25 protein-coding genes and 1 tRNA gene are annotated in these 25,112 nt (G+C 72.0%); 21 read left to right on the top strand and 5 right to left on the bottom strand.

Annotated elements, in window-relative coordinates:
- Positions 1–22: 22 nt before the first annotated feature.
- From HGK68_RS03035 to HGK68_RS03125, 19 genes are all read left to right on the top strand, one after another.
- Positions 23–874: a glycosyltransferase gene (locus HGK68_RS03035; RefSeq protein ID WP_169164625.1), complete on the top strand. Its 852-nt coding sequence runs from the start codon at positions 23–25 to the stop codon at positions 872–874.
- A 248-nt stretch (positions 875–1,122) separates the two neighbouring features.
- Positions 1,123–2,181: a glycosyltransferase gene (locus tag HGK68_RS03040; protein WP_169164626.1), complete on the top strand. Its 1,059-nt coding sequence runs from the start codon at positions 1,123–1,125 to the stop codon at positions 2,179–2,181.
- On the top strand, positions 2,181–2,699 hold the full coding sequence (locus tag HGK68_RS03045) for an acyltransferase (RefSeq protein WP_169164627.1): 519 nt from the start codon (positions 2,181–2,183) through the stop codon (positions 2,697–2,699). The genes HGK68_RS03040 and HGK68_RS03045 overlap by 1 nt, the downstream gene beginning before the upstream one ends.
- 60 nt (positions 2,700–2,759) lie before the next feature.
- Positions 2,760–3,677 (top strand): glycosyltransferase family 2 protein, encoded by a 918-nt coding sequence (locus tag HGK68_RS03050; RefSeq protein WP_169164628.1) that lies wholly within the window; start codon positions 2,760–2,762, stop codon positions 3,675–3,677.
- Between the two features lie 97 nt (positions 3,678–3,774).
- On the top strand, positions 3,775–7,398 hold the full coding sequence (gene mfd, locus HGK68_RS03055; protein WP_169164629.1) for a transcription-repair coupling factor: 3,624 nt from the start codon (positions 3,775–3,777) through the stop codon (positions 7,396–7,398).
- Positions 7,399–7,455: 57 nt separating this feature from the next.
- A complete protein-coding gene (locus HGK68_RS03060; RefSeq protein ID WP_169164630.1) occupies positions 7,456–8,001 on the top strand; it encodes a hypothetical protein in 546 nt (181 codons plus the stop codon).
- Positions 7,998–8,663 (top strand): nucleoside triphosphate pyrophosphohydrolase, encoded by a 666-nt coding sequence (locus HGK68_RS03065; protein WP_246260544.1) that lies wholly within the window; start codon positions 7,998–8,000, stop codon positions 8,661–8,663. The genes HGK68_RS03060 and HGK68_RS03065 overlap by 4 nt, the downstream gene beginning before the upstream one ends.
- A 129-nt stretch (positions 8,664–8,792) precedes the next feature.
- On the top strand, positions 8,793–10,352 hold the full coding sequence (locus HGK68_RS03070) for a Re/Si-specific NAD(P)(+) transhydrogenase subunit alpha (RefSeq protein ID WP_169164631.1): 1,560 nt from the start codon (positions 8,793–8,795) through the stop codon (positions 10,350–10,352).
- Entirely contained in the window at positions 10,352–11,842 is a 1,491-nt protein-coding gene (pntB, locus tag HGK68_RS03075) for a Re/Si-specific NAD(P)(+) transhydrogenase subunit beta (RefSeq protein WP_169164632.1), read from the top strand. Before HGK68_RS03070 ends, pntB begins: the two co-directional genes overlap by 1 nt.
- Positions 11,843–11,949: 107 nt before the next feature.
- Positions 11,950–13,230 (top strand): phosphopyruvate hydratase, encoded by a 1,281-nt coding sequence (eno, locus tag HGK68_RS03080; RefSeq protein WP_169164633.1) that lies wholly within the window; start codon positions 11,950–11,952, stop codon positions 13,228–13,230.
- Between the two features lie 180 nt (positions 13,231–13,410).
- A complete protein-coding gene (locus HGK68_RS16015; RefSeq protein WP_246260546.1) occupies positions 13,411–14,160 on the top strand; it encodes an FtsB family cell division protein in 750 nt (249 codons plus the stop codon).
- 37 nt (positions 14,161–14,197) lie between these two features.
- Positions 14,198–14,743: a DUF501 domain-containing protein gene (locus HGK68_RS03090; RefSeq protein ID WP_425483659.1), complete on the top strand. Its 546-nt coding sequence runs from the start codon at positions 14,198–14,200 to the stop codon at positions 14,741–14,743.
- A gap of 47 nt (positions 14,744–14,790) precedes the next feature.
- Entirely contained in the window at positions 14,791–15,741 is a 951-nt protein-coding gene (locus HGK68_RS03095) for a Ppx/GppA phosphatase family protein (protein ID WP_246260547.1), read from the top strand.
- Positions 15,742–15,808: 67 nt separating this feature from the next.
- Positions 15,809–17,233 (top strand): NAD(P)/FAD-dependent oxidoreductase, encoded by a 1,425-nt coding sequence (locus HGK68_RS03100; protein WP_169164636.1) that lies wholly within the window; start codon positions 15,809–15,811, stop codon positions 17,231–17,233.
- A 72-nt stretch (positions 17,234–17,305) separates the two neighbouring features.
- Positions 17,306–17,379: transfer RNA gene (locus tag HGK68_RS03105), tRNA-Leu, on the top strand.
- Positions 17,380–17,469: 90 nt separating this feature from the next.
- The gene (locus HGK68_RS03110) at positions 17,470–17,808 is read left to right on the top strand and encodes a PadR family transcriptional regulator (RefSeq protein WP_169164637.1); all 339 of its coding nucleotides are present in this window, start codon (positions 17,470–17,472) and stop codon (positions 17,806–17,808) included.
- Complete coding sequence (locus HGK68_RS03115) at positions 17,805–18,134, top strand: DUF1048 domain-containing protein (protein WP_169164638.1); 330 nt, start codon at positions 17,805–17,807, stop codon at positions 18,132–18,134. The genes HGK68_RS03110 and HGK68_RS03115 overlap by 4 nt, the downstream gene beginning before the upstream one ends.
- Positions 18,135–18,141: 7 nt before the next feature.
- Positions 18,142–18,894, top strand: a complete 753-nt coding sequence (locus tag HGK68_RS03120; protein WP_169164639.1) for an ABC transporter ATP-binding protein — start codon at positions 18,142–18,144, stop codon at positions 18,892–18,894.
- The gene (locus HGK68_RS03125; protein WP_169164640.1) at positions 18,891–19,643 is read left to right on the top strand and encodes an ABC transporter permease; all 753 of its coding nucleotides are present in this window, start codon (positions 18,891–18,893) and stop codon (positions 19,641–19,643) included. Before HGK68_RS03120 ends, HGK68_RS03125 begins: the two co-directional genes overlap by 4 nt.
- A 1-nt stretch (position 19,644) precedes the next feature.
- Here the strand turns inward: HGK68_RS03125 and HGK68_RS03130 are convergent, their stop codons facing one another.
- Entirely contained in the window at positions 19,645–19,947 is a 303-nt protein-coding gene (locus HGK68_RS03130) for a DUF3467 domain-containing protein (protein WP_169164641.1), read from the bottom strand.
- 56 nt (positions 19,948–20,003) lie between these two features.
- Here HGK68_RS03130 and HGK68_RS03135 point away from each other — a divergent pair, with 56 nt between their 5' ends.
- Positions 20,004–20,276, top strand: a complete 273-nt coding sequence (locus HGK68_RS03135; RefSeq protein WP_169164642.1) for a sulfurtransferase TusA family protein — start codon at positions 20,004–20,006, stop codon at positions 20,274–20,276.
- Positions 20,277–20,292: 16 nt separating this feature from the next.
- On the opposite strand, the gene HGK68_RS03140 is transcribed toward HGK68_RS03135, so the two are convergent.
- Both HGK68_RS03140 and HGK68_RS03145 read right to left on the bottom strand, forming a co-directional pair.
- Positions 20,293–21,165: a siderophore-interacting protein gene (locus HGK68_RS03140; RefSeq protein ID WP_246260549.1), complete on the bottom strand. Its 873-nt coding sequence runs from the start codon at positions 21,163–21,165 to the stop codon at positions 20,293–20,295.
- Positions 21,166–21,235: 70 nt separating this feature from the next.
- The gene (locus tag HGK68_RS03145) at positions 21,236–21,694 is read right to left on the bottom strand and encodes a MarR family winged helix-turn-helix transcriptional regulator (protein WP_169164643.1); all 459 of its coding nucleotides are present in this window, start codon (positions 21,692–21,694) and stop codon (positions 21,236–21,238) included.
- A 112-nt stretch (positions 21,695–21,806) separates the two neighbouring features.
- On the opposite strand from HGK68_RS03145, the gene HGK68_RS03150 reads away from it, so the two are divergent.
- Complete coding sequence (locus HGK68_RS03150; protein ID WP_169164644.1) at positions 21,807–23,045, top strand: MFS transporter; 1,239 nt, start codon at positions 21,807–21,809, stop codon at positions 23,043–23,045.
- Positions 23,046–23,052: 7 nt separating this feature from the next.
- On the opposite strand, the gene HGK68_RS03155 is transcribed toward HGK68_RS03150, so the two are convergent.
- Both HGK68_RS03155 and HGK68_RS03160 read right to left on the bottom strand, forming a co-directional pair.
- Positions 23,053–23,682 carry a response regulator gene (locus HGK68_RS03155; RefSeq protein ID WP_169166919.1) on the bottom strand — a complete coding sequence of 210 codons (630 nt, stop codon included), beginning with the start codon at positions 23,680–23,682 and terminating at the stop codon, positions 23,053–23,055.
- 44 nt (positions 23,683–23,726) lie between these two features.
- Positions 23,727–25,106, bottom strand: coding sequence for a sensor histidine kinase (locus HGK68_RS03160; protein WP_169164645.1), 1,380 nt, complete (start codon positions 25,104–25,106; stop codon positions 23,727–23,729).
- Between the last annotated feature and the right edge of the window lie 6 nt (positions 25,107–25,112).

Below are 25,112 nucleotides of genomic sequence, written 5' to 3' on the forward strand. Positions count from 1 at the left end.
CCGCGACCGTACGCTCGCCGCCATGACCAGCCCCGTCAGCGTGAGCGCCGTGGTGTTCTCCCGGAACGAGGCCGACCTGCTCCGGGACTGCCTGCCCCTGCTGACCGGCTTCGACCGGGTCCTGGTCTGCGACATGGCCTCCACCGACGACACCGTGCGGGTCGCGCACCAGCACGGTGCCGAGGTGATCGCTGTCCCCGATGTCCCGGTCGCCGAGCGGGTCCGACAGCACGCCCTCGAGGCGCTCGACACCGACTGGGTGCTGTTCGTGGACGCCGACGAGCACCTGCCCACCGGGTACCGCGCCACCCTCGACCCGGTGATCGCCGACCCGGGGATCGCCGGGGTGCGGCTGCGCTACGACAACGTGGCCTTCGGTCGGCTGCTCCGGCACAGCCTGCAGGGCAGCGCCAAATACGCCCTGGTCCACCGGACCCGCACCCGGTACAGCGCCACCGTCCCCGCGCACCGGCCGCCGGAGTTCGACGGACCCGCGATCGACGCCCCCGCCACCGTGCCGCCGATCCTGCATCTCAACTTCCGCAGCATCGACCAGACCCAGGAGAAGGTGCTGCGTTACGCCGCCAGCCGCGCCGACACCACCGTCCGGATCGACGACCCGATCGCCCTGCTCCGCGAGTTCGCCCGCACCACGGTGTTCTCCGGCGTCTGGCGGGACGGTCGGGCGGGCTTCGCGGTGGCGGCCCTGCACACGGTCGGCCAGCTGTCCGGCTCCCTGATCGCCGCCGAACACGACGGCACCCTGCTCGCCGACCTGCCCCGTCGCCGCACCCGCCTGCTCGGCGCCATCGAGTCCACCCAGCGCGCCGCCGTCCGCACCCGCGACGCCCTCCGCCGAAGCCGCCCCCAATGACCCCGCCCCCACCGCCCCGCCCCACGATCCCCCCGCCCCCACCCCCGCCCCACCCCGCCGCCACCCCGCCCGGCCCCGCCACCGCGCCGAGGTCGGCAGTCCGCGCCCGAGGTCGACACTTCGCCGCCCCCGACCCGGCCCCAACTGCCGACCTCGCGTCCCGCGAGAGCGCGCCTGGCGACCTCGCGCCCCGCGAGAGCGCGCCTCCCGACCTCGCGGCGCCCGGGCGCCTGCTGCACCTGACCCGGATGCCCCCGAGCCCCAGCGGGGTCGCCGCCTACGCGGCCGTGTTCCGGGATGCCCTCGCCGAGGTCGCCCCGACCTCCACCGTCCCGCTCCCCGCCCAGCCCGCCGCCTCGCAGTCGTTCCCGCTCGCGGCCCGGCTGATCCGCCGCCTCCGCCCCGAGGTCGCCGTCCCGGGCACCGTCCTGGTCGTCGAACAGGCGGGCCGCGGCCTCGCCGAGTTCTGGGCGGCCTGGTGGCTGAGCCGTCGGGGCGCCCGGATCTGGTTGATGGTGCACGACGTTCCCGCGCTGTCCGGTGGCGCGTTCTTCGGTCGGCTGCTCGACCGGCGCGGCGGCCGTCGCGTGGCGGCCCTGCTGTCCGACACGCTGGGACGGCGCGCCGAACGCGGTCTGCTCGCCCGCGCCGAACGGGTGTTCTGCCTCGCCCCCTCGGGAGCCGCGGTCCTGACCAGCACCCACCGCCTCACCCGCGCCGTCGAGGTGCTCCCGCACGTCGCCGCCCTGCCGCCGACGGTGGCGGGGGAGCAGCGCACGATCCTGGTCCCCGGCTACGTCGCCGCCGCCGCCGACGTGCTGCCCCTGCTCCCTGTGCTGCACACCCTGCCCGCCGACTGGCGTCTCGCGGTCGGTGCCTGCCCGGACGACGCGGCCACCGCCATCGCCGCCCTGGCCGCCGACCTCGGGCTCACCGACCGGGTCGACCTGCTCGGCTTCACGGACGAGGCCGGGGTCCGTGCCGCCTTCGCCCGGGCAGCGATCGTGGTCCGGTGGCGGCGCGACGGGTGGTCCGGTGGCGCGAACCGGCACGCGGTGAGCGGTCCGGTGATCGCCGCCCTCGCACACGGCTGCGCCCTGGTCACCAACGACGACCGTGGTGCCCGCGAGCTGCTGGGCCGGGCCGGGGCAGTGGTGGTCGACGGCCCGGAGGACCTGGCCGCCGCCGTGTCCGCCCTGGTGCGCGATCCCGCCGAGCGCGCGCGGCGCGGGGCGATCGGCCGCGCCCTGATCGAGTCCGACCACACCCCGGTCGCGGTCGCGGCCCTGCTGCGCGGAGGTCACTGATGGGTGCCCGAGGTGAGCTGTTGTTCAACCGCCTGCTGACCGACATCCCGAGCAACCGGCTCCGGATCGCCGCCCTGCGTCGCCTCGGCGCTGACCTGGGTGAGCACGTCTACCTGTTCGGCGGCTCCGAGGTGCTGGAACCGGGCAACCTGCGGATCGCCGGTCGCTGTCACATCGGCCGGTTCTGCCAGGTCGACGCCCGGGGCGGCATCGACATCGGGCACGACGTGGTGATCGCCTCGCACGTGCTGCTGATCACCGCCGACCACGACCACCGCGATCCCGGCTTCGCCGGTCGTCTCGGCCCGATCGTGATCGGTGACCGGGCGTGGCTCGCCAGCCGGAGCACGGTGGTGCGCGGGGTCACCATCGGTGAGGGCGCGGTGGTCGCCGCCGGTGCCGTCGTCACCGAGGACGTCCCACCGTGGACCGTGGTCGGCGGCGTCCCCGCCCGGCCGATCGGCGACCGACCCCGGGAGCAGCACTACCGGATCGACTACGGCCCGGAACGGTACTGACCGCCCGGTGGAGCACGGACCGAGCCGGGTGTGCCGGAAGCGCGCGGGGAATGGACAGCGATGGATCTGACCGTGGTGATCGCGGCCCGCAACGCCGCATCGACCCTGCCCGCTCAGCTCGACGCCCTCGCCCGGCAGCGCGCCGACCTGGACTGGGAGGTGGTGGTCGCCGACAACGGCTCCACCGATGGCACCCGGGACCTGGTCCGTGACCGACCCGACGTCCGCCTGATCGACGCGGGCGACTTCCCCGGTGCCGGTCACGCCCGCAACCTCGGCGCCCTCGCTGCGGAGGGTCGGTGGTTGGTGTTCTGCGACGCCGACGACGTGGTCGCCGACGACTGGGTGACCCGGATCGCCGCTGCCCTGTCGGCGGCGCCGCTGGTGGCGGGTCGCCTGGACTGGGATCTGCTCAACGACGACGACGCCCGGCGCTCCCGCGCACTGCCCCAGGTGACCGGCCTGCAGGCCACCGCCCCGCTGTCCTGGCTCGGCCACGCCAGCGCCAGCAACCTCGCGGTCCACGCCGACCTGTTCCACGCCCTCGGTGGCTTCGACGTCGGTGCTCGTTTCCTGCAGGACACCGACCTGTGCTGGCGGGCCCAGCTCTCCGGCGTCGCCCTGCGGTTCGCGCCGGAGGCGGTGGTGCACATGCGGCTGCGCACCGGGCTGCGGGGCGCGTGGCGGCAAGGGCGCAACACCGGGATGGGCCAACGCTGGCTGACGACCCGCTACGGGCACCTGAGCGCACCGGACCCCGACCCGACCTCGAGTCGCCCCGCCCCCGGTGGACCGCACGGCGCGACCCGGGTGCTCCGCCGCGCCGCCCTGGTCGCGGCCCGAGCCGCCAGGATCCGCACCCGGGGCGACCTCGCCGCCCTGTGCTGGGACACCGGCTTCGGCCTCGGATTCGCGTGCGGTGGACTGCCCGACCCGGCACCGTTCAGCCGCCCGGAGCTGCACGCCCGCTCGGTGTGAGCCACCCGACCGGCGCCATGTCGGTCCCCGCTCGTAGAATCGTTGCGCACCCCGGGTCCCACAGGATTCGGGGTCCTCGTGCTGTCGAAGGGGTTCCATGAACGTCGCAGGTCTGCTGCCGCTGCTGCTCGACGACCCGGCCATCGCCCGAGCCGTGGAGTCGGTGCGTGCCCGCGGTGAGCTCGACGTGGTCGGGCCCCCGGGGATCCGCCCGCCGCTGCTGGCCGCGATGGCCGGTGCCGCCGCGCACTCCGGTGCCGCCGAGCTGACGGGCCGGCCCCTGGTCGTGGTCACCGCCACCGGCCGGGACGCGGACGAGCTGGCCGCCGCCCTGCGCTGCTACCTGCCCTACGACGACATCGCCGTGCTGCCCAGCTGGGAGACGCTCCCGCACGAGCGCTTGTCGCCCCGCGCCGACACCGTGGCCCGCCGCCTCGCGGTCTTCCGCCGCCTGGCGCACCCGGACCCCGAGCCGGGCCACACCGGACCGATCCGGGTGCTGGTCATGCCGGTGCGCGCCCTGCTGCAACCGGTGGTCGAGGGCCTGGGCGAGCTGGTGCCGGTGTCGCTGAACCCCGGGGACACCGCCGACCTCACCGACGTCGCCGACCGGTTGACCGCCGCCGCCTACAGCCGGGTGGACATGGTCGAGCGGCGCGGCGAGTTCGCCGTCCGCGGTGGCATCCTGGACGTGTTCCCGCCCACCGAGGACCACCCGATGCGGGTCGAGTTCTGGGGCGAGGACGTCGAGGAGATCCGCTGGTTCTCGGTCGCCGACCAGCGGTCGCTCGAGGTCTCCGAGCACGGGCTGTGGGCCCCGCCCTGCCGGGAGCTGCTGCTCACCGAGGACGTGCGCGCCCGCGCGCAGGAGCTGACCGCGCAGCTGCCCGGCGCCATCGAGATGTTGGACAAGATGGCCCAGGGCATCGCGGTCGAGGGCATGGAGTCGTTGACCCCGGCCCTGGTCGACACGATGGTCCCGGTGCTGGACCTGGTGCCCGACGACGCTCTGATGGTGGTGGCCGACCCGGAGCGGGTGCGTCGCCGTGCCCACGACCTGGTCGCCACCACCGAGGAGTTCCTGGCAGCCGCCTGGACCTCCGCCGCCGCCGGTGCCGCCACCCCGCTCGACCTGTCCGCCGCCTCCTTCGCCTCCTTCGCCGAGGTCCGGGCGCTGGCGGCCGTCCGTGGTCTGGGCTGGTGGACGCTCAGCCCGTTCACCCTGGACGCCGACGCGGTTGAACACGTCGACGACGACCTGCGCACCGAGGGCGACCAGACCGTGGTGGTCGCCGCCCGGGAGGTGGAGCGTTACCGCGGGGACGTCGACCGTGCCGTGAACGACGTGCGTGCCCTGCAGCAGCAGGGCTGGCACCTGGTGCTGACCACCGAGGGGCACGGCCCGGCGCAGCGGATGACCGAGCAGCTGAAGGCCGCGGACGTCCCGGCCCGCCTGCTCCCGGCGCTGGACGAGCGTCCCGAGGGCGGTGTGGTGCTGGTGACCCCGGCGCAGCTCGGCCCCGGCTTCGTCGCCGAGGAGCTGCGGCTCGCGGTGTTCTCCGAGTCCGACCTGACCGGGCGCGCGGGCAGCAGCACCAAGGACATGCGCCGGATGCCCTCGCGCAGGCGCAATGTCGTCGACCCGTTGCAGCTGCGCCCCGGCGACTTCGTCGTCCACGAGCAGCACGGCGTCGGGCGGTTCGTGGAGCTGATCTCCCGCACCATCGGCACCGGCGCGGCCGCGGCCACCCGCGAGTACCTGGTGATCGAGTACGCCAGCTCCAAGCGGGGCCAGCCGGGCGACCGGCTCTTCGTGCCCACCGATCAGCTCGACCAGGTGACCAAGTACGTCGGCGGCGAGTCGCCCAGCCTGAACAAGATGGGCGGCGCCGACTGGACCAAGACCAAGGGCCGGGCGCGCAAGGCGGTCAAGGAGATCGCCGGCGAGCTGGTCCGGCTGTACTCCGCCCGGATGGCCACCCAGGGACACGCCTTCGGGCCGGACACCCCGTGGCAGCGCGAGCTGGAGGACGCCTTCGCGTACGTGGAGACCCCCGACCAGCTGGCCACCATCGACGAGGTCAAGGCCGACATGGAGAAGTCGATCCCGATGGACCGGCTGATCTGCGGCGACGTCGGCTACGGCAAGACCGAGATCGCGGTCCGTGCGGCGTTCAAGGCGGTGCAGGACGGCAAGCAGGTCGCCGTGCTGGTGCCCACCACCCTGCTGGTCCAGCAGCACCTGGAGACGTTCTCCGAGCGGTACGCCGGGTTCCCGGTCACCGTGAAGGCGCTGTCCCGGTTCCAGACCAAGGCCGAGTCCGAGGCGGTGGTCGACGGGCTGCGGGACGGCAGCATCGACATCGTGATCGGCACCCACCGTCTGATCACTGGGGAGATCCGGTTCAAGGACCTCGGCCTCGTCATCATCGACGAGGAGCAGCGGTTCGGCGTCGAGCACAAGGAGACGCTCAAGGCGTTGCGCACCAACGTCGACGTGCTGGCGATGTCGGCCACCCCGATCCCGCGCACCCTGGAGATGGCGGTCACCGGCATCCGGGAGATGTCCACCCTCGCCACCCCGCCGGAGGAGCGGCACCCGGTGCTGACCTTCGTCGGCCCCTACGAGGAGAAGCAGATCGCCGCCGCCCTGCGCCGCGAGCTGCTGCGCGAGGGCCAGGTGTTCTACGTCCACAACAAGGTCGAGTCGATCAACCGCACCGCCGCCCGGCTGAACGAGCTGGTGCCCGAGGCCCGGATCGCGGTCGCGCACGGCAAGATGAACGAGCACGAGCTGGAGCAGGTGATCGCCGACTTCTGGGAGAAGAAGTTCGACGTGCTGGTCTGCACCACCATCGTCGAGACCGGTCTGGACATCTCGAACGCGAACACCCTGATCCTGGAGCGCGCCGACCGGTTGGGCCTGTCCCAGCTGCACCAGCTGCGCGGCCGGGTGGGCCGTGGCCGCGAGCGGGCCTACGCGTACTTCCTGTACCCGCCGGAGAAGCCGCTGACCGAGACCGCCCACGACCGGCTCGCCACCATCGCGGCGAACACCGATCTGGGTGCCGGGATGGCGGTGGCGATGAAGGACCTGGAGATCCGCGGCGCCGGCAACCTGCTCGGTGGCGAACAGTCCGGGCACATCGAGGGCGTCGGCTTCGACCTGTACATCCGGATGGTCGGCGAGGCGGTGGCGTCCTATCGCGGCGACCAGCCGGAGGAGGTGCCGGACATGACCATCGAGCTGCCGGTCGACGCGCACATCCCGCACGACTACATCGCCCACGAGCGGCTGCGGTTGGAGGCGTACCAGAAGCTGGCGAACGCCACCGAGGAGGCGACCCTGGCCGAGATCTCCGCCGAGCTGATCGACCGGTACGGCCCGATCCCGGAGGCGGCGGCCAACCTGTTCGCCGTCGCCCGGTTCCGGCTGCATGCCCGTCGGGCCGGACTCACCGACATCACCGCCCAGGGCAAGTTCGTCCGGTTCGCGCCGGTGGAACTGCCCGAGTCGGCGCAGCTGCGGCTCAAGCGGCTGTACCCGGGCACGGTGCTCAAGCCCGCGCTGCGCACCGTCCTGGTGCCGTTCCCGACCACCGCCCGGATCGGCGGCAAGCCCCTGCACGGCGGCGCGATCCTGGACTGGGTGCGTGAGCTGATCGACGCCGTGATCCTGGGCGACGTGTCGGCCGCGGCGACGGTGGGCACCACCCGCTGACCAGGGCGAGGGCCTAGCATGCGAGGACCACACGACCTACCACCAGGGAGACAACGGATGTCCACCCGTCACCGGCTCGGCGCGATCATCGGAGCGGGCGTGGTCGCCGCGTCCCTGGCTGCCTGCGGCGGGGGCACCCCCGGCGCGGCGGTGGTGGTCGACGGCCGGTCGATCAGCGAGCACGACGTCCAGACCGCCTACGAGCAGGTCGGGCCGCTGTTCAACGGCCAGCTCGCCGTCGGTCAGCTCGCCGCGCTGCTCGGTCAGGAACCGGCGTTCACCGAGGTGGGTCAGGAGTTCGGCATCGCCTTCACCGACCAGCAGCTCACCGACCTCTACACCTCCACCGCGGACCAGCTCGGCCTGGACTCCGACGTCGACCTGACCGACTCCTCGCTGGCCATGCTCCGGCTGTCGGCGGTCAGCACCGGCCTGAACCAGCTGTCCCCGCAGCAGGTGCAGCAGGCGGGCAGCGAGCTGGACCAGAAGCTCGCCGACCTGGACGTCCGGGTCAGCCCGCGGTACGCCATCGACGAGGACTCCGGCCTGCCGGGCTCCTACCCGTGGCTGGTGCAGACCGACGCGGCCACCGCCACGCCGTGACCGAGCCCGAGGCAGGGACCACGACAGGGGTCGACTCCGTGCCGACCGATCCGCTACGCGAGCTGGTGGCGGTGATGGACCGCCTGCGCTCGCCCGGCGGCTGCCCGTGGGACGCCCAGCAGACCCACGAGTCGCTGGTCCCCTACGCCGTCGAGGAGGCCTTCGAGGTCGTCGAGGCGGTGGAGAACGGCGACCGGGAGAACCTGCGCGAGGAGCTCGGCGACCTGCTGCTGCAGGTGGTCTTCCACGCCCGGATCGCCCAGGAGGACCCGCGGCACCCGTGGGGCATCGACGAGGTCGCCGCCGATCTGGTCGCCAAGCTGATCCGCCGCCACCCGCACGTCTTCGCCGACGCGCAGACCGAGGACGCCGAGGGCGTGTACCGGCAGTGGGAGCAGATCAAGAAGGCCGAGAAGGCCCGCGCGTCGGTCTTCGACGGCATCCCGCTCGGCCTGGGCGCCCTGGCCCGCGCGCAGAAGGTCGCCTCCCGTGCGCACCGCACCGACCTGACGGTGCCGCCACCCGCCGACGGGTCGCTGGGCGCCCGACTGCTGGCTCTGGTCATGGAGGCCCAGGCGCAGGGACTGGACGCCGAGGGCGAGCTGCGCCGCAGCGCTCGGGACTGGGAGCACGCGCTCCGGGCCGCAGAGTCCACCGACTGAGACCGTCCGGCCCGGGGTCGGCCCGGTTCCACCGCTCGGATCGGGTCGCTGGGCCGATGGTCCTGCGCCTGGTCACCGACCCGCTCGGCAGGATGACGACCACACGCACCACGATCAGAAGGAGAGCTGATGAGGATCGGCGTGCCGAAGGAGAGCAGGCAGGGCGAACGCCTGGTCGCCGCGACTCCGGCCACCGTCGCCCAGTTGGGCAAGCTCGGCTACGAGGTCGTGGTCGAGTCGACCGCGGGGGAGGCAGCCGGTTTCCCGGACGCCGCCTATGCCGACGCCGGGGCGCAGGTCGGTGACGCCGGGACGGTGTGGTCGAGTGATGTGGTGACCCTGGTCGCCGCCCCGACCGCCGCGCAGGTGGACAGCCTGCGACCGGGGGCGACCGTGATCGCGACGATGGCCCCGGCCGGGCACCCCGAGCTGGTCGACGCCCTCGCCGAGCGGCGGGTCACCGGCCTCGCGCTGGATGCCGTGCCCCGGATCTCCCGGGCCCAGGCGCTGGACGTGCTGTCCAGCATGTCGAACGTCGCCGGTTACCGGGCGGTGATCGAGGCCGCCGAGGAGTTCGGCGGCATGTTCACCGGCCAGGTCACCGCCGCGGGCAAGACCCCGCCGGCCACCGTCTTCGTGATCGGTGCCGGGGTCGCCGGCCTGGCGGCGATCGGTGCCGCCGGCAGCCTGGGTGCGCAGGTGCGGGCCTTCGACGTGCGTCCCGAGGTCGGGGAGCAGATCGAGTCGATGGGCGCCAGCTTCGTGCAGGCCGAGCTCCCGCAGCAGGAAGTCTCCAGCGACGGGTACGCCTCCGCGCTGACCGCCGAGCAGGAGCGCCTCACCGCGCAGATGTACGCGGCCGAGACCGCGCGGGCGGACATCGTCATCACCACCGCGTTGGTCCGGGGGACCGCACCGCGCACGATCACCGCCGAGATGGTCGCCGCGATGCGCCCGGGCAGCGTGATCGTGGACCTGGCGGCCTCCGGCGGCGGCAACTGCGAGCTGACCGTCCCGGGGGAGAAAGTCGTCACGCCGAACGGGGTCACGATCCTGGGCTACACCGACCTCACCAGCCGGATGGCGCGGCACACGTCGCAGCTGTTCGGCACCAACGTGGTCAACCTGATGAAGCTGCTCACGCCGGGCAAGGACGGCGAGCTGGTCCTCGACCTGGACGACGTGGTGCAGCGCGGGATGACCGTGGCCCACGACGGCAGCGTGCTCTGGCCGCCGCCCCCGGTCCAGGTGTCGGCCGCTCAGCCGACCGCCGCCCCCGCCGCACCGGTGGCGGACCCGGCTGCCACGGCCGCCCGGCAGCGCGCCGATGCCCGGCGGAAGGGTCAGCGCCAGATGATCGGCCTGGCGCTCGGCGCCGTGCTGCTCGGTCTGGCGATGACCTTCGGCCCGGCGGCATTCCTGGGTCACTTCACCGTCTTCGTGCTGGCCTGCTTCGTCGGCTACTACGTGATCAGCAAGGTGACGCACTCGCTGCACACCCCGCTGATGGCCCAGACCAACGCGATCAGCGGCATCATCCTGGTCGGCGCCCTGCTGCAGATCGGCTCGGACAACCCCTGGGTGACGGCCCTCAGCCTGGTCGCGGCGACCGTGGCCAGCATCAACATCTTCGGCGGCTTCCTGGTGGCCTACCGGATGCTCGGCATGTTCCGGAAGGAGGACGCCTGATGTCCGCCCTGTTCCCGGCCGCCCTGGAGGCGGTCGACCCGACCTCGCGGCTGACCTCCGCCGTGCAGGCGGCCTTCGTGATCGCCGCGGTGCTGTTCGTGCTGTCGCTGGCCGGGCTGTCCCGGCAGGAGACCGCCCGGCGCGGCAACCTGCTCGGCATGGTCGGCATGGTGCTGGCCCTGGTCGCCACCATCGTGCTGGCGATCGACCGCTCCGAGCGGGACGCCCTGGTCACCCTGCTGCTGATCGCCCTGGTGCTGATCGTCGGTGCGGCGGTCGGTGTCTGGCGGGCGCGCCGGGTCGAGATGACCCAGATGCCCGAGCTGATCGCGATCCTGCACAGCTTCGTCGGTCTGGCCGCCGTGCTGGTGGGGATCAACTCGTTCCTCACCGAGGTCGAGACCTCGGGCTGGTTCGCCTATGCCCCGCTCAGCGGCGAGGTCTACGCCCCGCGCCCCGACAGCGTGCACCTGGTCGAGGTGTTCCTCGGTGTGCTGATCGGTGCCGTCACCTTCACCGGTTCGATCGTGGCCTACCTCAAGCTGTCCGGCCGGATGAAGTCGGCGCCGCTCACCCTGCCCGGCCGCAACTGGCTGAACCTGGGTGCCCTGGTGGTCAGCGCCGGCCTGCTGGCCTGGTTCCTGGCCGAGCCGAGTCTGGTCCCGCTGCTGCTGATGACCGTGATCGCCCTGGCCCTGGGCTGGCACCTGGTCGCGGCGATCGGCGGCGGTGACATGCCGGTGGTCGTCTCGATGCTGAACTCGTACTCCGGCTGGGCTGCCGCGGCGACCGGCTTCATGCTCAGCAACGACCTGCTGATCATCACCGGGGCCCTGGTCGGCTCCTCCGGTGCCATCCTCAGCTTCATCATGTGCCGGGCGATGAACCGTTCGTTCGTCAGCGTCATCCTCGGCGGCTTCGGCTCCGACGGCGGCGCACCCGCTGCCGGGGGCGACCAGGACTACGGCGACCACCGGGAGATCCAGGCCGCCGAGGTCGCCGAGCTGCTGAAGTCCGCGAAGACCGTGGTCATCACCCCGGGCTACGGCATGGCGGTGGCGAAGGCGCAGTACCCGGTCGCCGACCTGGTGTCCCGGCTGCGCGCCCAGGGCATCGACGTCCGCTTCGGCGTGCACCCGGTCGCCGGACGCCTGCCCGGTCACATGAACGTGCTGCTGGCCGAGGCCAAGGTGCCCTACGACATCGTCCTGGAGATGGACGAGATCAACGACGACCTGGCCGACACCGACGTGGTGCTGGTGATCGGTGCCAACGACACCGTGAACCCCGCCGCGCTGGACGACCCGCACTCGCCGATCGCCGGGATGCCGGTGCTGCGGGTGTGGGATGCCGGGCAGGTGATCGTGTTCAAGCGGTCGATGGCCACCGGTTACGCCGGGGTGCAGAACCCGCTGTTCTTCCGCGAGAACACCGCGATGCTCTTCGGTGACGCCAAGGCCCAGGTCGAGGCGATCGTGCAGGCGCTCTGACCCGCACCACCGTGCCGGGACAACTGTTCACCGAAGGTCCCGACGACTCCCGCGCCCGACGGCACTAGGCTGAGGTCGCATACCCATCCGCATTCGAAGGAGCACGCATGGCCACCATCGAGGCCGTCGGCGCCCGCGAGATCCTTGACTCGCGCGGCAACCCCACTGTGGAGGTCGAGGTCGCCCTCGACGACGGCACCATCGCGCGTGCCGGTGTCCCCTCCGGCGCGTCGACCGGTGCTTTCGAGGCCGTCGAGCGTCGTGACGGCGACAAGTCCCGCTACCTGGGCAAGGGTGTCGAGGGCGCTGTCAACGCCGTCATCGACGAGATCGCCCCGGAGATCATCGGCTTCGAGGCCTCCGAGCAGCGCCTCGTGGACCAGGCCCTGATCGAGCTGGACGGCACCCCGAACAAGGGCAAGCTGGGCGCGAACGCCATCCTCGGTGTCTCGCTGGCCGTGGCCAAGGCCGCTGCCGACTCGGCCGACCTGCCGCTGTTCCGCTACGTCGGTGGCCCGAACGCCCACGTGCTGCCGGTCCCGATGATGAACATCCTGAACGGTGGGTCGCACGCCGACTCCAACGTGGACATCCAGGAGTTCATGGTCGCGCCGATCGGTGCCACCACCTTCCGGGAGGCCCTGCGCACCGGCGCCGAGGTCTACCACTCCCTCAAGTCCGTGCTGAAGAGCAAGGGCCTGTCGACCGGTCTGGGTGACGAGGGTGGCTTCGCGCCGAACCTCGAGTCCAACCGCGCCGCCCTGGACCTGATCCTGGTCGCCATCGAGCAGGCCGGCTTCACCCCGGGCAAGGACGTCGGTCTGGCCCTGGACGTGGCCTCCACCGAGTTCTTCAAGGACGGTGCCTACCAGTTCGAGGGCAAGGCCACCTCCCCGGCCGAGATGATCGCGTTCTACGAGCAGCTCGTGCGCGACTACCCGCTGGTCTCCATCGAGGACCCGCTGTCCGAGGACGAGTGGGGCACCTGGTCGCAGCTGGTCGCCGAGATCGGTGACAAGGTCCAGATCGTCGGCGACGACCTGTTCGTGACCAACCCGGAGCGTCTGGCCAAGGGCATCGAGCTCAAGGCCGCCAACTCCCTGCTGGTCAAGCTGAACCAGATCGGCACCCTGACCGAGACCCTGGACGCCGTCACCCTGGCCCAGCGCAACGGTTTCACCACGATGACCTCGCACCGTTCCGGTGAGACCGAGGACGTCACTATCGCCGACCTGTCGGTGGCCACCAACGCCGGTCAGATCAAGACCGGTGCCCCGGCCCGCGGCGAGCGGATCAACAAGTACAACCAGCTGCTCCGGATCGAGGAGGAGCTGGACGACGCCGGTCGTTACGCCGGCGCCACCGCCTTCCCGCGCTGGAAGGCCTGAGCGCTCAGCTCGACCAGTACCGGAGGCCGGTGGCCCTTTGCGGGTCGCCGGCCTCCGGCGCGTTCGGGCCCGGCCGCCGCCGACGCGGGGATCCGCCGGTCGATGGTGTGTCGCTCGGCACCCAACACGCAGCGCCCCACGTCCCGGTGCCCACCGGTCGGACACGGCAGAATCGACCGCATGTCCGCCCCCCGCCGCCCCGCCGCCCCGCGCCCGGGTGCCGGACGTGCGCCGGAGTCGGGGGAGCAGGCGGTCGACCGCCGCAGGGTGCCGGGTCAGGCGGCGGAGCAGGAGAAGCGCCCGGCCACCCTGCGCCCGGCCGGCGGTGCCCCCCGTCCCACCCCGCCGCGGGTGCGCCCGACCCGATCCGGTGGACCGAAGTCGTCGGCCAGCCGTCCGGCCTCGGCCCGCCCTGCCGCCCGCACCGGGTCCGGTGGCGGCCGTGGCGGTGGGGCGGAGACGGTGCAGCAGCGGGTGCCGCGGCTGTTCACCGTGCGCGCCCTGGTGATGCTGATCGTGGTCGCGGTGGCGTTCATCCTGGTGTTCCCCACCCTGCGGCAGTACCTCAACCAGCAGGTGTCCCTCCAGCAGTCCCGGGCCGATGTCGCGGCGGCCCAGCAGCGCAACGAGGACCTGCAGGCCGAACTCGACCGCTGGTCCGATCCCGCCTACGTGGAGGCGCAGGCCCGGGAGCGGCTGGCCTTCGTGATGCCCGGCGAGCAGGCCCTGCGGGTCGCCGACCCGGAGACGGTGCCGGAATCGACCCCGTCCGGGCAGACGGGGGACGGCCCGGCGGTCCAGGCCGATCCGACCCGGCCCTGGTACGCCCAGATCTGGGACTCGGTGCAGGTCGCCGGGGTGGCCGGCACCGATGACACCCAGCAGTCGAGCTCGGGGGAGAATGTCCCCCAGCCGACCGCCACCCCGTGACGCGCGTCCGACGCCGTCCGACCCCGTGAGGACCGAAGTGACCGACCTGCCCGTCGCCCTGCCCGACTCCGCCGAGGTGCCCAGCGCCGACCGCAGCCGCCCGGAGGTCACCGCGCAGGACCTCGACGTGCTGCGCGAGCAGTTGGGCCGCCCCGCCCGCGGCGTGGTGGGGGTGGCCGCCCGGTGCGTCTGCGGTCGACCGCTCGTCGTGCGGACATCGCCCCGGTTGGACGATGGCAGTCCGTTCCCGACCACCTACTACCTGACCAGCCCGGAGGCGGTCGCCGGGGCGAGCACCCTGGAGGCGACCGGTCAGATGGTCGGCCTCACCGAGTGGGTGCGCACCGAGCCGGTCGCCGCCGCCTACCAGCGCGCGCACGAGGCCTACCTCGCCGACCGCGCCGAGCTGGGTGAGGTCGAGGAGATCGCCGGTATCTCGGCCGGTGGCATGCCGACCCGGGTGAAGTGCCTGCACGCGCTGCTCGGGCACGCGCTGGCCGCCGGCCCCGGGGTGAACCCGGTCGGCGACGAGGTGCTGCTGCGCCTGCGGGACACCTGGCGCCCCGACCACTGCACCTGCTGACCCTCGCCCGCATGACCCCGGTTCGCCGGGATGGAAGGATGCCCGTCGTGACGCGTGTGGCTGCCATCGACTGTGGGACCAACTCGATCCGCCTGCTGGTGGCGGACGTCGATCCGACCGCCGGGACCCTGGTCGACCTGGAGCGCCGGATGGAGGTGGTCCGGCTCGGGCAGGGCGTGGACCGCACCGGCCGGATCGCCCCGGAGGCGTTGGCGCGCACCCTGGACGCCGCTCGTCGCTACGCCGCGATCTGCGCCGACCTCGGGGTGGAGGCGATCAGGTTCGTCGCCACCAGCGCCTCCCGGGACGCCGAGAACCGGGACGAGTTCGTCGCCGGGGTCCGGGACGCGCTGGGCGTCGAGCCGGAGGTGATCGGCGGGGTCGAGGAGGCGTCGCTGTCGTTCCGCGGTGCCACCGGGGTGCTCGCCCAGCCGGGGCCGTACCTGGTGATCGACCTGGGCGGCGGCTCCACCGAGGTGGTCCTGGGCGAAGGGTCTCCCTCCGCCGCCCACTCGATGGACGTCGGCTGCGTGCGGATCACCGAGCGGCACCTGCGCACCGACCCGCCCACCCCCGAGCAGATCGAGGCAGCGGTCGCCGACGTGCACGCCGCCCTCGACGTCGCCCTCGCCGACGTGCCGGTCGGCCACACCCGCACCCTGGTCGGCGTCGCCGGATCGGTCACCACCGTCACCGCCCACGCCCTGGGTCTGGACCGCTACCGTCCCGACCGGATCGACGGCGCCACCCTCACCGTGCAGCAGGTGGTCGACGCCTGCGAGGACCTGATCGCGCGGGACCGCGACTCGCGTGCCGCCCTCGGCTTCATGCACCCGGGCCGGGTCGACGTGATCGCCGCCGGTGCCCTGATCTGGCGCGAGGTGGTGCTGCGCGTCCAGCGGGAGGTCGCGGCCGCGGGTGGCTCGCTGACCGAGGTCATCACCTCCGAGCACGACATCCTGGACGGCATCGCCTGGAGCGTGGCCGCGCGCGACTAGGACTTTGTGCCCAGAATCACGCACTGCCAGGTCGACCGTGGCGTCATGGCGGATCTACCGTTGTCCCATGACTGAGTCCTCCGTTTCCACGAGCGCCAAGCCGCGCAAGGTGCCCCGCATCCTGATCCTCGGTGGTGGGACGGTCGGGCTCTACTCCGCTCAGCGTCTGCGCCGTCGGTTGGGCAACCGCGAGGCGGCGATCGTCGTCGTCGACCCGCGCCCGTACATGACCTATGCGCCCTTCCTGCCGGAGGCCGCCGCGGGGTCCATCGACGCCCGGCACGTCGTCGCGCCGCACGTGCGCGCACTCAAGGGTGTCGACGTGCTGCAGGGCAAGGTGTCGGAGATCAAGCACGCCGACCGCACCGTGCAGGTGACCCCGGAGGAGGGTGAGCCGTACTGGGTCACCTACGACCACCTGATCGTGGGTCTGGGTTCGGTCGCCCGCACGCTGCCGATCCCGGGTCTGGCGGAGGAGGCGATCGGCTTCAAGAACGTGGAGGAGGCCATCGCGGTCCGCAACCACGTGCTGGGCCGGATCGACCTGGCGTCGTCCACCTGGGACGCCGACCTGCGCAAGAAGATGCTCACCTTCACCTTCGTCGGTGGTGGCTTCGCCGGTGTCGAAGCGATCGCCGAGGTCGAGGACATGGCCCGCGACGCGGTGAAGCAGTACGCATCGCTGGAGGAGTCCGACCTGCGCTTCGTGCTGGTCGAGGGCTCGCGCCGGATCCTGCCGGAGGTCTCCGAGGAGCTCGGCGGGTACACCCTGGAGCAGCTGCGCAAGCGCGGCATCGAGGTGTTCCTGTCCACCTTCCTGAACTCCTGCGTCGACGGGCATGTCGTGCTCTCGGACAAGACCGAGTTCGACTCCGAGACCATCGTCTGGACCGCCGGTGTGAAGGCCAACCCGGTGCTGGCCAACTCGGACCTGCCGCTGGACAAGATGGGCCGGGTCACCGCCCTCGCCACGCTGCAGATCGCCGACGAGCACGGCAACGTCGTGCCGGACGCCTACGCCGCCGGTGACTGCGCCGCCGTGCCGGATCTGTACAACCCGGGCGCGTTCTGCCCGCCGAACGCCCAGCACGCGCTGCGTCAGGCCAAGCACCTGGCCGACAACCTCGCGCTGGTGCTCCGCTCGGCGCAGCCGACCGACTACAAGCACAAGAACGTCGGCGCCGTCGCCTCCCTGGGCATGTACAAGGGCGTCGCGCAGATGTTCGGCAAGATCAAGGTCCGCGGCTTCTTCGCCTGGGTGCTGCACCGCACGTACCACGTGATGGCGATGCCGACCTGGAACCGCAAGATCAACATCATGGCCGGGTGGACCGCCAACCTGCTGTGGCGCCGTGAGGTCGTCCCGCTGGGTTCGATCCACGACCCGCGCGCCGAGTTCCGTGCCGCCTCCGTGCCCCCGAAGCCGAAGCTGGCTGTGGAGGACCACAGCCCGGTGTCGAGCACCGAGGCGAAGGCTCCGGCCACCGCCTGATCAGGACGCGAACGCCCCGCACATCCACTCGGTGTGCGGGGCGTCGTCATGTCTGCGGCAGGATGGATCCGCGCCCCCGTAGCCCAATCGGCAGAGGCAGTCGGCTTAAACCCGACCCAGTGTGGGTTCGAGTCCCACCGGGGGCACTTCTCATCTCCTCGGTACTCAGTGTTGCCAAGTACCGCTACTCGGCGTAACTTACTACCAGTAGTCAACGACACTGAGTAGGAGGTTCCGTGAGCAAACAGATGACGGAGATGCTCAAGGGCACGCTGGAGGGCATCGTCCTGGCGATCCTCCGCCAGCGCCCGGCCTACGGGTACGAGATCACCGGCTGGCTGCGCGACCAGGGCTTCGAGGACATCGCCGAGGGCACCGTCTACGCGCTGCTGGTCAGGATCGAGAACCGGGGACTCGTGGACGTCGCCCGGGTCCCATCCGAGAAGGGCCCGCCGCGCAAGGTCTACACCCTCAACGCCCAGGGCCGGCAGGCGCTCGACGAGTTCTGGCGCAGCTGGGGGTTCCTCACCGCACGACTCGACCGGCTCCACGACGCGAACGGAGAACGAGCATGACCAGCTGGCTGGATCAGAAGAAGCACTACCGCGCGTACCGGGCGCGGGTGGACGCACTGCCGGAGCCGTACCGGATCGCGGTCGACGCGCTGGAGCGGTACGTGAGCGTGCTCGGCCCGGGCAAGTCCGACCCCCTGCAGCAGGTGTTCGACGATCTCACCGAGCTGTTCGAGCAGGCGGCCGCCGACGGGACACCGGTGCGGGCGGTCGTGGGCGAGGACCCGGTGGAGTTCGCGGAGGAGTTCCTGCGCAACTACCCGGCGGGCGCGTGGATCGGCAAGGAGCGCGAGAAGCTCGCCCAGGCGATCACCCGAGCCGAACGGTAGGCCGACCGTGTCCACCGCGATCACGATCCGCGACCTGCGGAAGTCGTACCGGGATGTCACGGTGCTGCGGGGCGTCGACCTGGACGTCCGGCGCGGCACGGTCCACGCGCTGCTCGGCGCCAACGGTGCGGGCAAGACCACGCTGGTCCGGATCCTCGCCACCCTGACCGCCGCCGACGGCGGGTCGATCACCGTCGACGGCCACGATGTGCGCACCCGGCCGGAGCGGGTCCGGGAGTCGATCAGCCTGACCGGGCAGTTCGCGGCGGTGGACGGTGTGCTCACCGGCCGGGAGAACCTGACCCTGGTCGCCCGGCTCCGTCACCTGCCCGACCCGGGCGGGATCGCCGACCGGCTGCTGGACACCTTCTCGCTCGCCGAGGCCGGGGGCCGACGGGCGGCCACGTACTCCGGTGGCATGCGCCGACGACTCGACATCGCGATGAGCCTGATCGGTGACCCGGCGGTGATCGTCCTGGACGAACCCACCACCGGTCTGGACCCCCAGGCGCGCAACGAGGTGTGGGACACCGTGCGCTCGCTCGCCGCCGCCGGGACCACCGTCCTGCTCACCACGCAGTACCTGGAGGAGGCCGAGCAGCTCGCGGACCGGATCGCGATCCTGCACGAGGGTCGGATCATCCAGGACGGCACCCTCGCCGAGCTCCGCGCCCTCCTCCCGTCGCCGACGGTGGAGTACGTGGAGAAGAAGCCCACCCTGGAGGACGTGTTCCTCACCCTGATCGGAGGACGAGCATGATCGCGGACACGCGGGTGCTGCTGGGCAGATCGTTGCGGCACGTCGGTCGCAGCCCGGACACCATCATCACCACCGCGGTCATGCCGATCGCGTTCCTGCTGCTGTTCGTCTACGTCTTCGGCGGGGCGATCGACACCGGGTCGGCCGGGTCCTACGTCGACTACCTGCTGCCCGGCGTCCTGCTGATCACGGTGGCCTCCGGTGTCGCCTACACCGCGTTCCGGCTGTTCACCGACCTGAGCAGCGGCATCGTGGAACGCTTCCGGTCATTGCCGATCGGTCGCTCCGCGCTGTTGTGGGCGCATGTGCTGACGTCGATGGTGGCGAACGCGATCTCCCTGGCGGTGGTGGTGCTGGTCGCGGTGCTGATCGGGTTCCGATCGACCGCCGGGATCGGGGCGTGGCTGGTGGTCGCCGGGATCGTGGGGCTGTTCACTCTCGCGCTGACCTGGTTGGCGGTGATCCCGGGGCTGACCGCGACCACGGTGGACGGGGCGAGCGCGTTCTCCTACCCGCTGATCTTCCTGCCGTTCCTCAGCTCGGCCTTCGTGCCCACCGAATCGATGCCGGGGCCGGTGCGGGCATTCGCCGACCATCAGCCGGTGACGTCGATCGTCGATGCGATCCGCGGGCTGCTGGCGGGAGAGGCCGTCGGCAGCGAGCTCTGGGTGGCGCTCGCCTGGTGTGGCGGGCTGCTGGTGGTCGCCTACCTGATCGCGCTGCTCGTGTACCGGCGGACGTTCCGCTGACTCAGGCGGATGGCGTCTGCCGGTGCCCGGTCTCGGACTCCCAGGCCGACAGCTGCTGCTCCAGCGCCTTCATGATCTCGAACACCTGGCTCGGCGGGAGCTTCACCCGCGCGATCACCTGCGCGTCGATCTGGGTCACCGGCTGACCGTCGGGGCCCTCAGCGGGGCGACCGGGGCCGACCACCGCGGCGAAGTCGAGGACGAACACGTCCTGGGTGTGCCAGGCGCTCACGAAGTCGGCGTGCACCCCCGTGACCTGGTCCGGCGGCATGGTGATCGACACGTTCGTGGGGCGCGTGGTCATCGCCCCAGTCTGCCGGGTCGTCGTCCGATGTCCAGGGGGTGGCTAGGCTCGGACGCGTGCGGGTGCATCAGCTGGCGGGTGGCGACCTGGGCTGCGCCCGGTTGCTGGTGCTGCTGCGGGCCCGGGTGGCCGAGCTGCCGCCGGGCGACGTGGTGGAGCTGAGCACCAGTGATCCGGTGGCGCCGATCGACCTGCCGGTGTGGTGCCACATGACCGGGCACGAGTACGTCGGTCCGGTCGACGGCCGTGAGCAGCCGACCTACGCGGTCCGGGTGGTCGCCGACGGCCGTGCCACTCAGGACGGATCGCCGTGGCGGTTGGCCGACTGAAGGGCTCCGGGCCGGTTCAGTCCAGTCCTGCCGCCGCCTCGGACTCCTCGATCGCCCGCAACCACTCGCGCTTGCTCGCCCGCCACGCCTCGTCGTCACCGCCCAGCCGCCAGTACCCGGAGATCGACAGGTCGCTGATCGGTACCCCGCGCTCCACTCGCAGGTAGCGGCGCAGTTCGCGGACGGCACCGGCCTCACCGTGCACGAAGCCCTGCACCCGGCCCTCCGGCCAGGGCAGCGACCGCACCGCGCTGATCAGTGACGCCCCGGTCGCACCCGGCTCGGCGATCACCCACTGCACCGGTACGCCGGACGGCGCGGACAGGTCCTGCCGTTCCTGATCGTGCGGCACCTCGATCACCGCGTGACCGCGCGCGTCCTGTGGCAGCCGCTGCAACGCGACCGCGATGGCCGGCAGCGCGCTGGCGTCCCCGGCGAGCAGGTGATGGTCGGCCTCCGGGTCGGGGGAGTAGCCGCCACCGGGGCCGACCACGATCACCCGGTCGCCCACCGCGGCGGTGTCCGCCCACGGCCCGGCGAGCCCCTCGGTGCCGTGCACCACCAGGTCGACCAGCATCCGTGAGCCGTCCCAGTCGCGCACGGTGTAGGTGCGCATCCGCGGTGCCAGCTCCGGGCCGAGTGCCTCCCGGGCGGCCTCCAGGTCGATCCGGCCGTCCGGCAGTGACCACTCAGACAGCACGGCGACTCCGGTGCGGTCCTGCGACCCGGGCAGGAACAGCAGCTTCACGTAGGCGTCGGCATGCGGGTTCGGCTGGAAGTGTGCGGCCAGGGCCGCACCACCCAGGGTCAACCGGACCATCTCCGGCGTCAGCCGTTCGACCTGCTGGACCGTCGCGGGCATTCCGGGCCGGGGTGCCTTGGGCTTCATCACCCGTGCAGCTTAGGTCAGCCTTACCCGTTGCTCGTTGTGACCCCGGCCACCCGCGTGCCCGGTCGACTCAGCCCGCGTGGGCGCGACCCCAGTCGTCGAGGTCCACGTTCAGGCGGTGCAGGGCCGTGGCGAGGGCCGTGCGCTCCTGCTCGGTCCAGTCGGCCAGCACCTCGCGGTAGATCCCGCCGCGAATCTCCCGGGTCTCGGCGAGCGCCGCGCGACCCTCGTCGGTGGCGGCGACCACGGTGACCCGCCGATCCGTGTCGTCGACGGTGCGCGAGACGTGCCCGGCGCGTTCCATCGCCAGCACCTGCCGGGTGACGGTCGAGGGGTCCAGGCGCAGGGCGTCCGCGATCGCGTTGACGCTGCGCGGCCCCTGGGTGGTCAGCACGCCCAGCACCAGATAGGCGGAGCGGTCGAGTTCACCCAGGCGGCGCGGGGACGACCGGCGACTGCGCTCGGCCAGCCGCAGGAGCATCGCGACCTCTGCCTCGACGGTGCTGACGGCGTCCTCGCTCGGCGACATGTTCTCCCTCGTGAACGGCTCCGGGCCCCCTGTGTGACCAGTCTGTCACGCAGCCCCAGGGTAACAGCTGTATGATGCAGGTAATCCCATCGTCGTGTTCCTGAGGAGAGCTGTGCCCAGCCGTCATCCCGAGCCGAACAAGACCGCGATCTACGCGACAGCGTTGACCGCCTTCTTCGCCATCGCCGGCATCGCCATCGTCGACCCGATCCTCCCGGTGATCGGGCAGGAGATCGGCGCCTCCACCTGGCAGATCGAACTGCTCTTCACCGCCTACCTGCTGGTGATGGCGGTCGGGATGATCCCGGCCGTGATCGCCACCGGGAAGTTCGGCTACCGCAAGATCCTCGCCACCGGCGTCACCGTGGTCGCCATCGCCGCGATCCTGGCGGCGCTGTCCGGCAACATCCTCGAACTGTCGGTGCTGCGCGGCCTGTGGGGCCTGGGCAACGCGATGTTCTTCGCCACCGCGATGGTGCTGCTGGTCGCCCTGGCCAACGACCGCGAGTGGGTGGTCGAGCTCTTCGAGACCTGCGTGGGACTCGGCTTCGCCGTCGGCCCGCTGCTCGGCGGTCTGCTCGGCCAGATCTCCTGGCGGATCCCGTTCGCCGCCTGCGGTGTGTTCATGATCCTGGCGCTCGCGGTGTCGATCACCCGGCTGAAGGACCCGGCCGAGGCGCCCAGCGCGCTCAAGCTCGGCGACGTGATGCAGCCGTTCCGCCGCCCGGCCTTCCGCACCCTGTGCGTCGTGACCGGTGCCTACAACTTCGTGTTCTTCGTGGTCCTCGGCTACACCCCGGTGTTCCTGGGGCTGGACGTGATCCCGCTCGGCCTGGTGTTCACCGCCTGGGGCATCGGCCTGGCGCTCGGCATCCTGGTGATCGGCCACCGGCTGGCACACCGGATCGGCGCCGTCGCCACCGTCGGCACCGCGATCGGCGGCCTGCTGGTCGCCCTGGTCCTGCTCGCCACCTCGGTCGGCACCGCCGAGTCGATCGTCGTCCTGGTGCTCGCCGGTGTCTGCATGGGCATCGCCAACGCCAACCTCACCGACCTGGCCCTGGGCATCGGCGGCCAGGACCGGCGCACCACCACCGCGGCGTTCAACCTGATCCGCTGGGGACTGGCGGCCCCCGCCCCCGTGATCGCCGGGCTGCTGCACCCGATCAGCGACGTGCTGCCGTTCTGGGTCGGCGCCGGGGTGCTGGTGATCGGCGTGGTCGCCTTCGTGTGGAAGGGCCACGGGATGGCGCACGCGGTGGGCGAGTCGCTGCCCTGGGCGCGGCGGCAGGCCGACGAGGCGGCCCGCACCGTGGAGCTGACGCCGGAGGAGGCGATCGGGGAGGTGTGAACCGGGGCTACCCGCCCACCAGCCCCGACCGGTAGGCCAGCACCACCGCCTGCACCCGATCCCGCACCTCCAGCTTGGTCAGGATCCGCCCGACATGCGTCTTCACCGTCGCCTCGGACAGGAACAGCCGCTCGGCGACCTCTGCGTTGGACAGCCCTTCGGCCACCGCGAGCAGCACCTCCCGTTCGCGGGCGGTCAGGGTGTCCAGCCGGGGATCGGACATGCCCGGGCTGGGGGCGGTCTGTCCGACTCCGGGCATGTCGGTGGCGAACAGCTCCAGCATCCGGCGGGTGACCCGGGGGGCGATCACCGCGTCACCGGCGGCGACCGAGCGGATCGCGGCGGTCAGGTCGCTCGGCCGGGCGTCCTTGAGCAGGAAGCCGGAGGCGCCCTCGCGCAGCGCGGCGAAGGCGTACTCGTCCAGGTCGAAGGTGGTCAGGATCAGCACCCGGGCGTCCGAGCCGGAGGCGACGATCTGCCGGGTGGCGTCGATCCCGTTCGTGCCGGGCATCCGCACGTCCATCAGGACCACATCGGGTCGCAGCGCGGCGACCTGGGCGACCGCCTCGGCGCCGTCGGAGGCCTCGCCGACCACCTCCAGGTCCGGCTCGTCCTGCAGCACCAGCGTGAAGCCCATCCGCAGCAACGGCTGGTCGTCCACCAGCAGCACCCGGATCGCGGTCACCGGTCCTCCTCGGGGTCGATCTGCAACAGCACCTGCACCCGCCAGCCCGACTGGTGCGGTCCGGCGGAGACGCTGCCACCGTAGACCGCCGCCCGTTCGCGCATGCCGACCAGGCCGCGTCCCGGGCGGGGCGGCGTCGGCAGCGTCGGGGCGTCGTCACCGGAGAGCCGTGCCCGCAGGCGTTCGCCGCGCGGGGCCATCAGGGATTCGGCGGGGGCCCCGCCGGAGCCGGAGTCGGTGACCTCGATCAGGACCTCCTCGGATGTCCTGGCCACGATCACCTCGGCCCGGGTGTGCGGCCCCGCGTGCCGCAGGGCGTTGGTCAACGACTCCTGCACCACCCGGTAGACGGTCAGCGCGAGCGTCGGGTCCTCCGGCAGCGGCGGTCCGGAGGTGGTCAGGTGCACGGTCATCCCGGCGACCCGGAACGACTGCACCAGCTCGTCCAGGTCCTGCGGTTGCGGTTCGAGCGGGACGTCGTTGCCGCGCAGCACCCCGAGCATCCGGCGCATGTCGGTCAGGGCGGTGCGCCCGGTCTCGGACAGCAGTTCCAGCGCCCGGTCGGCGTCGTCCGGGGAGCGACGCATCGCGGTGCGGGCGCCGTCGGAGAGGGCGACCATCACGGTCAGGCCGTGGGCGACGACGTCGTGCATCTCCCGGGCGATCCGGGTCTGCTCGGTGGCGGCGGCGAGGCTCGCCTGCTGCTCGCTGGCGGCCAGGAGCTCCTGGTGGCGGGCCAGGATGCCGTTGACGTGCGCACGCCGACTACTGACGCTGGTGCCGATCACCAGGGCGATCAAGCTGGTGAAGATCAGATTCGACAGTTCCGAGGCGACGTCGGGCTGTACGCCGACACCGAAGGTCATGCTGCCGGAGTTCGGGCCACCGGTCACCGTCGCGGCGGAGGCCACCAAGGTGAGTCCAGCCAGGAGCAGCGAACCGCCGACGATCCACCAGGTCATCCGCGCGGTCCGGCTCGCTGCCACCGTGTACACGCCGAACCCGATCGCGAGAGCGAAGCTGCCCAGTCGGCCACTGATGCCGACGTTGACGGCCGCCAGCAGGGCCAGCGCACCCAGGACCAGCACCGGCGAGCGCCGCCGGAACCACAGCGCCGCCACAGCGATCAAGCCGAGGACGATCACCGCGACCAGCCGCAGGACGGGCATCCCGGATCCGTCCATGGCTCCGTTCACGGCGATCTCGACCACCATCAGCGCGCACACCAGGACATCCGAGGCGCGCGGGTGGGCGGCGAAGTACCGCCGGACCCGGTTCAGTCGCCGGGCGTCGAACTCGGTGAACTCGTTCCCGGACACCACGACGCCCGCACCGGAGCCGGTCGGCTCGGGCACGGGCGTCGTGGTCGAGGTCATCGTCGG

The organism is Cellulomonas taurus, from assembly GCF_012931845.1.
In the GTDB taxonomy this organism is placed as follows: Bacteria; Actinomycetota; Actinomycetes; order Actinomycetales; family Cellulomonadaceae; genus Cellulomonas; species Cellulomonas taurus.

Excerpts from the sequence above, each read along its gene's own strand:
- HGK68_RS03035 (WP_169164625.1), top strand. The coding sequence starts at position 23 with ATGACCAGCCCCGTCAGCGTGAGCGCCGTGGTGTTCTCCCGGAACGAG.
- HGK68_RS03040 (WP_169164626.1), top strand. The coding sequence starts at position 1,123 with ATGCCCCCGAGCCCCAGCGGGGTCGCCGCCTACGCGGCCGTGTTCCGG.
- HGK68_RS03045 (WP_169164627.1), top strand. The coding sequence starts at position 2,181 with ATGGGTGCCCGAGGTGAGCTGTTGTTCAACCGCCTGCTGACCGACATC.
- HGK68_RS03050 (WP_169164628.1), top strand. The coding sequence starts at position 2,760 with ATGGATCTGACCGTGGTGATCGCGGCCCGCAACGCCGCATCGACCCTG.
- mfd (WP_169164629.1), top strand. The coding sequence starts at position 3,775 with ATGAACGTCGCAGGTCTGCTGCCGCTGCTGCTCGACGACCCGGCCATC.
- HGK68_RS03060 (WP_169164630.1), top strand. The coding sequence starts at position 7,456 with ATGTCCACCCGTCACCGGCTCGGCGCGATCATCGGAGCGGGCGTGGTC.
- HGK68_RS03070 (WP_169164631.1), top strand. The coding sequence starts at position 8,793 with ATGAGGATCGGCGTGCCGAAGGAGAGCAGGCAGGGCGAACGCCTGGTC.
- pntB (WP_169164632.1), top strand. The coding sequence starts at position 10,352 with ATGTCCGCCCTGTTCCCGGCCGCCCTGGAGGCGGTCGACCCGACCTCG.
- eno (WP_169164633.1), top strand. The coding sequence starts at position 11,950 with ATGGCCACCATCGAGGCCGTCGGCGCCCGCGAGATCCTTGACTCGCGC.
- HGK68_RS16015 (WP_246260546.1), top strand. The coding sequence starts at position 13,411 with ATGTCCGCCCCCCGCCGCCCCGCCGCCCCGCGCCCGGGTGCCGGACGT.
- HGK68_RS03100 (WP_169164636.1), top strand. The coding sequence starts at position 15,809 with ATGACTGAGTCCTCCGTTTCCACGAGCGCCAAGCCGCGCAAGGTGCCC.
- HGK68_RS03115 (WP_169164638.1), top strand. The coding sequence starts at position 17,805 with ATGACCAGCTGGCTGGATCAGAAGAAGCACTACCGCGCGTACCGGGCG.
- HGK68_RS03125 (WP_169164640.1), top strand. The coding sequence starts at position 18,891 with ATGATCGCGGACACGCGGGTGCTGCTGGGCAGATCGTTGCGGCACGTC.
- HGK68_RS03130 (WP_169164641.1), bottom strand. The coding sequence starts at position 19,947 with ATGACCACGCGCCCCACGAACGTGTCGATCACCATGCCGCCGGACCAG.
- HGK68_RS03140 (WP_246260549.1), bottom strand. The coding sequence starts at position 21,165 with ATGAAGCCCAAGGCACCCCGGCCCGGAATGCCCGCGACGGTCCAGCAG.
- HGK68_RS03145 (WP_169164643.1), bottom strand. The coding sequence starts at position 21,694 with ATGTCGCCGAGCGAGGACGCCGTCAGCACCGTCGAGGCAGAGGTCGCG.
- HGK68_RS03155 (WP_169166919.1), bottom strand. The coding sequence starts at position 23,682 with ATGGGCTTCACGCTGGTGCTGCAGGACGAGCCGGACCTGGAGGTGGTC.
- HGK68_RS03160 (WP_169164645.1), bottom strand. The coding sequence starts at position 25,106 with ATGACCTCGACCACGACGCCCGTGCCCGAGCCGACCGGCTCCGGTGCG.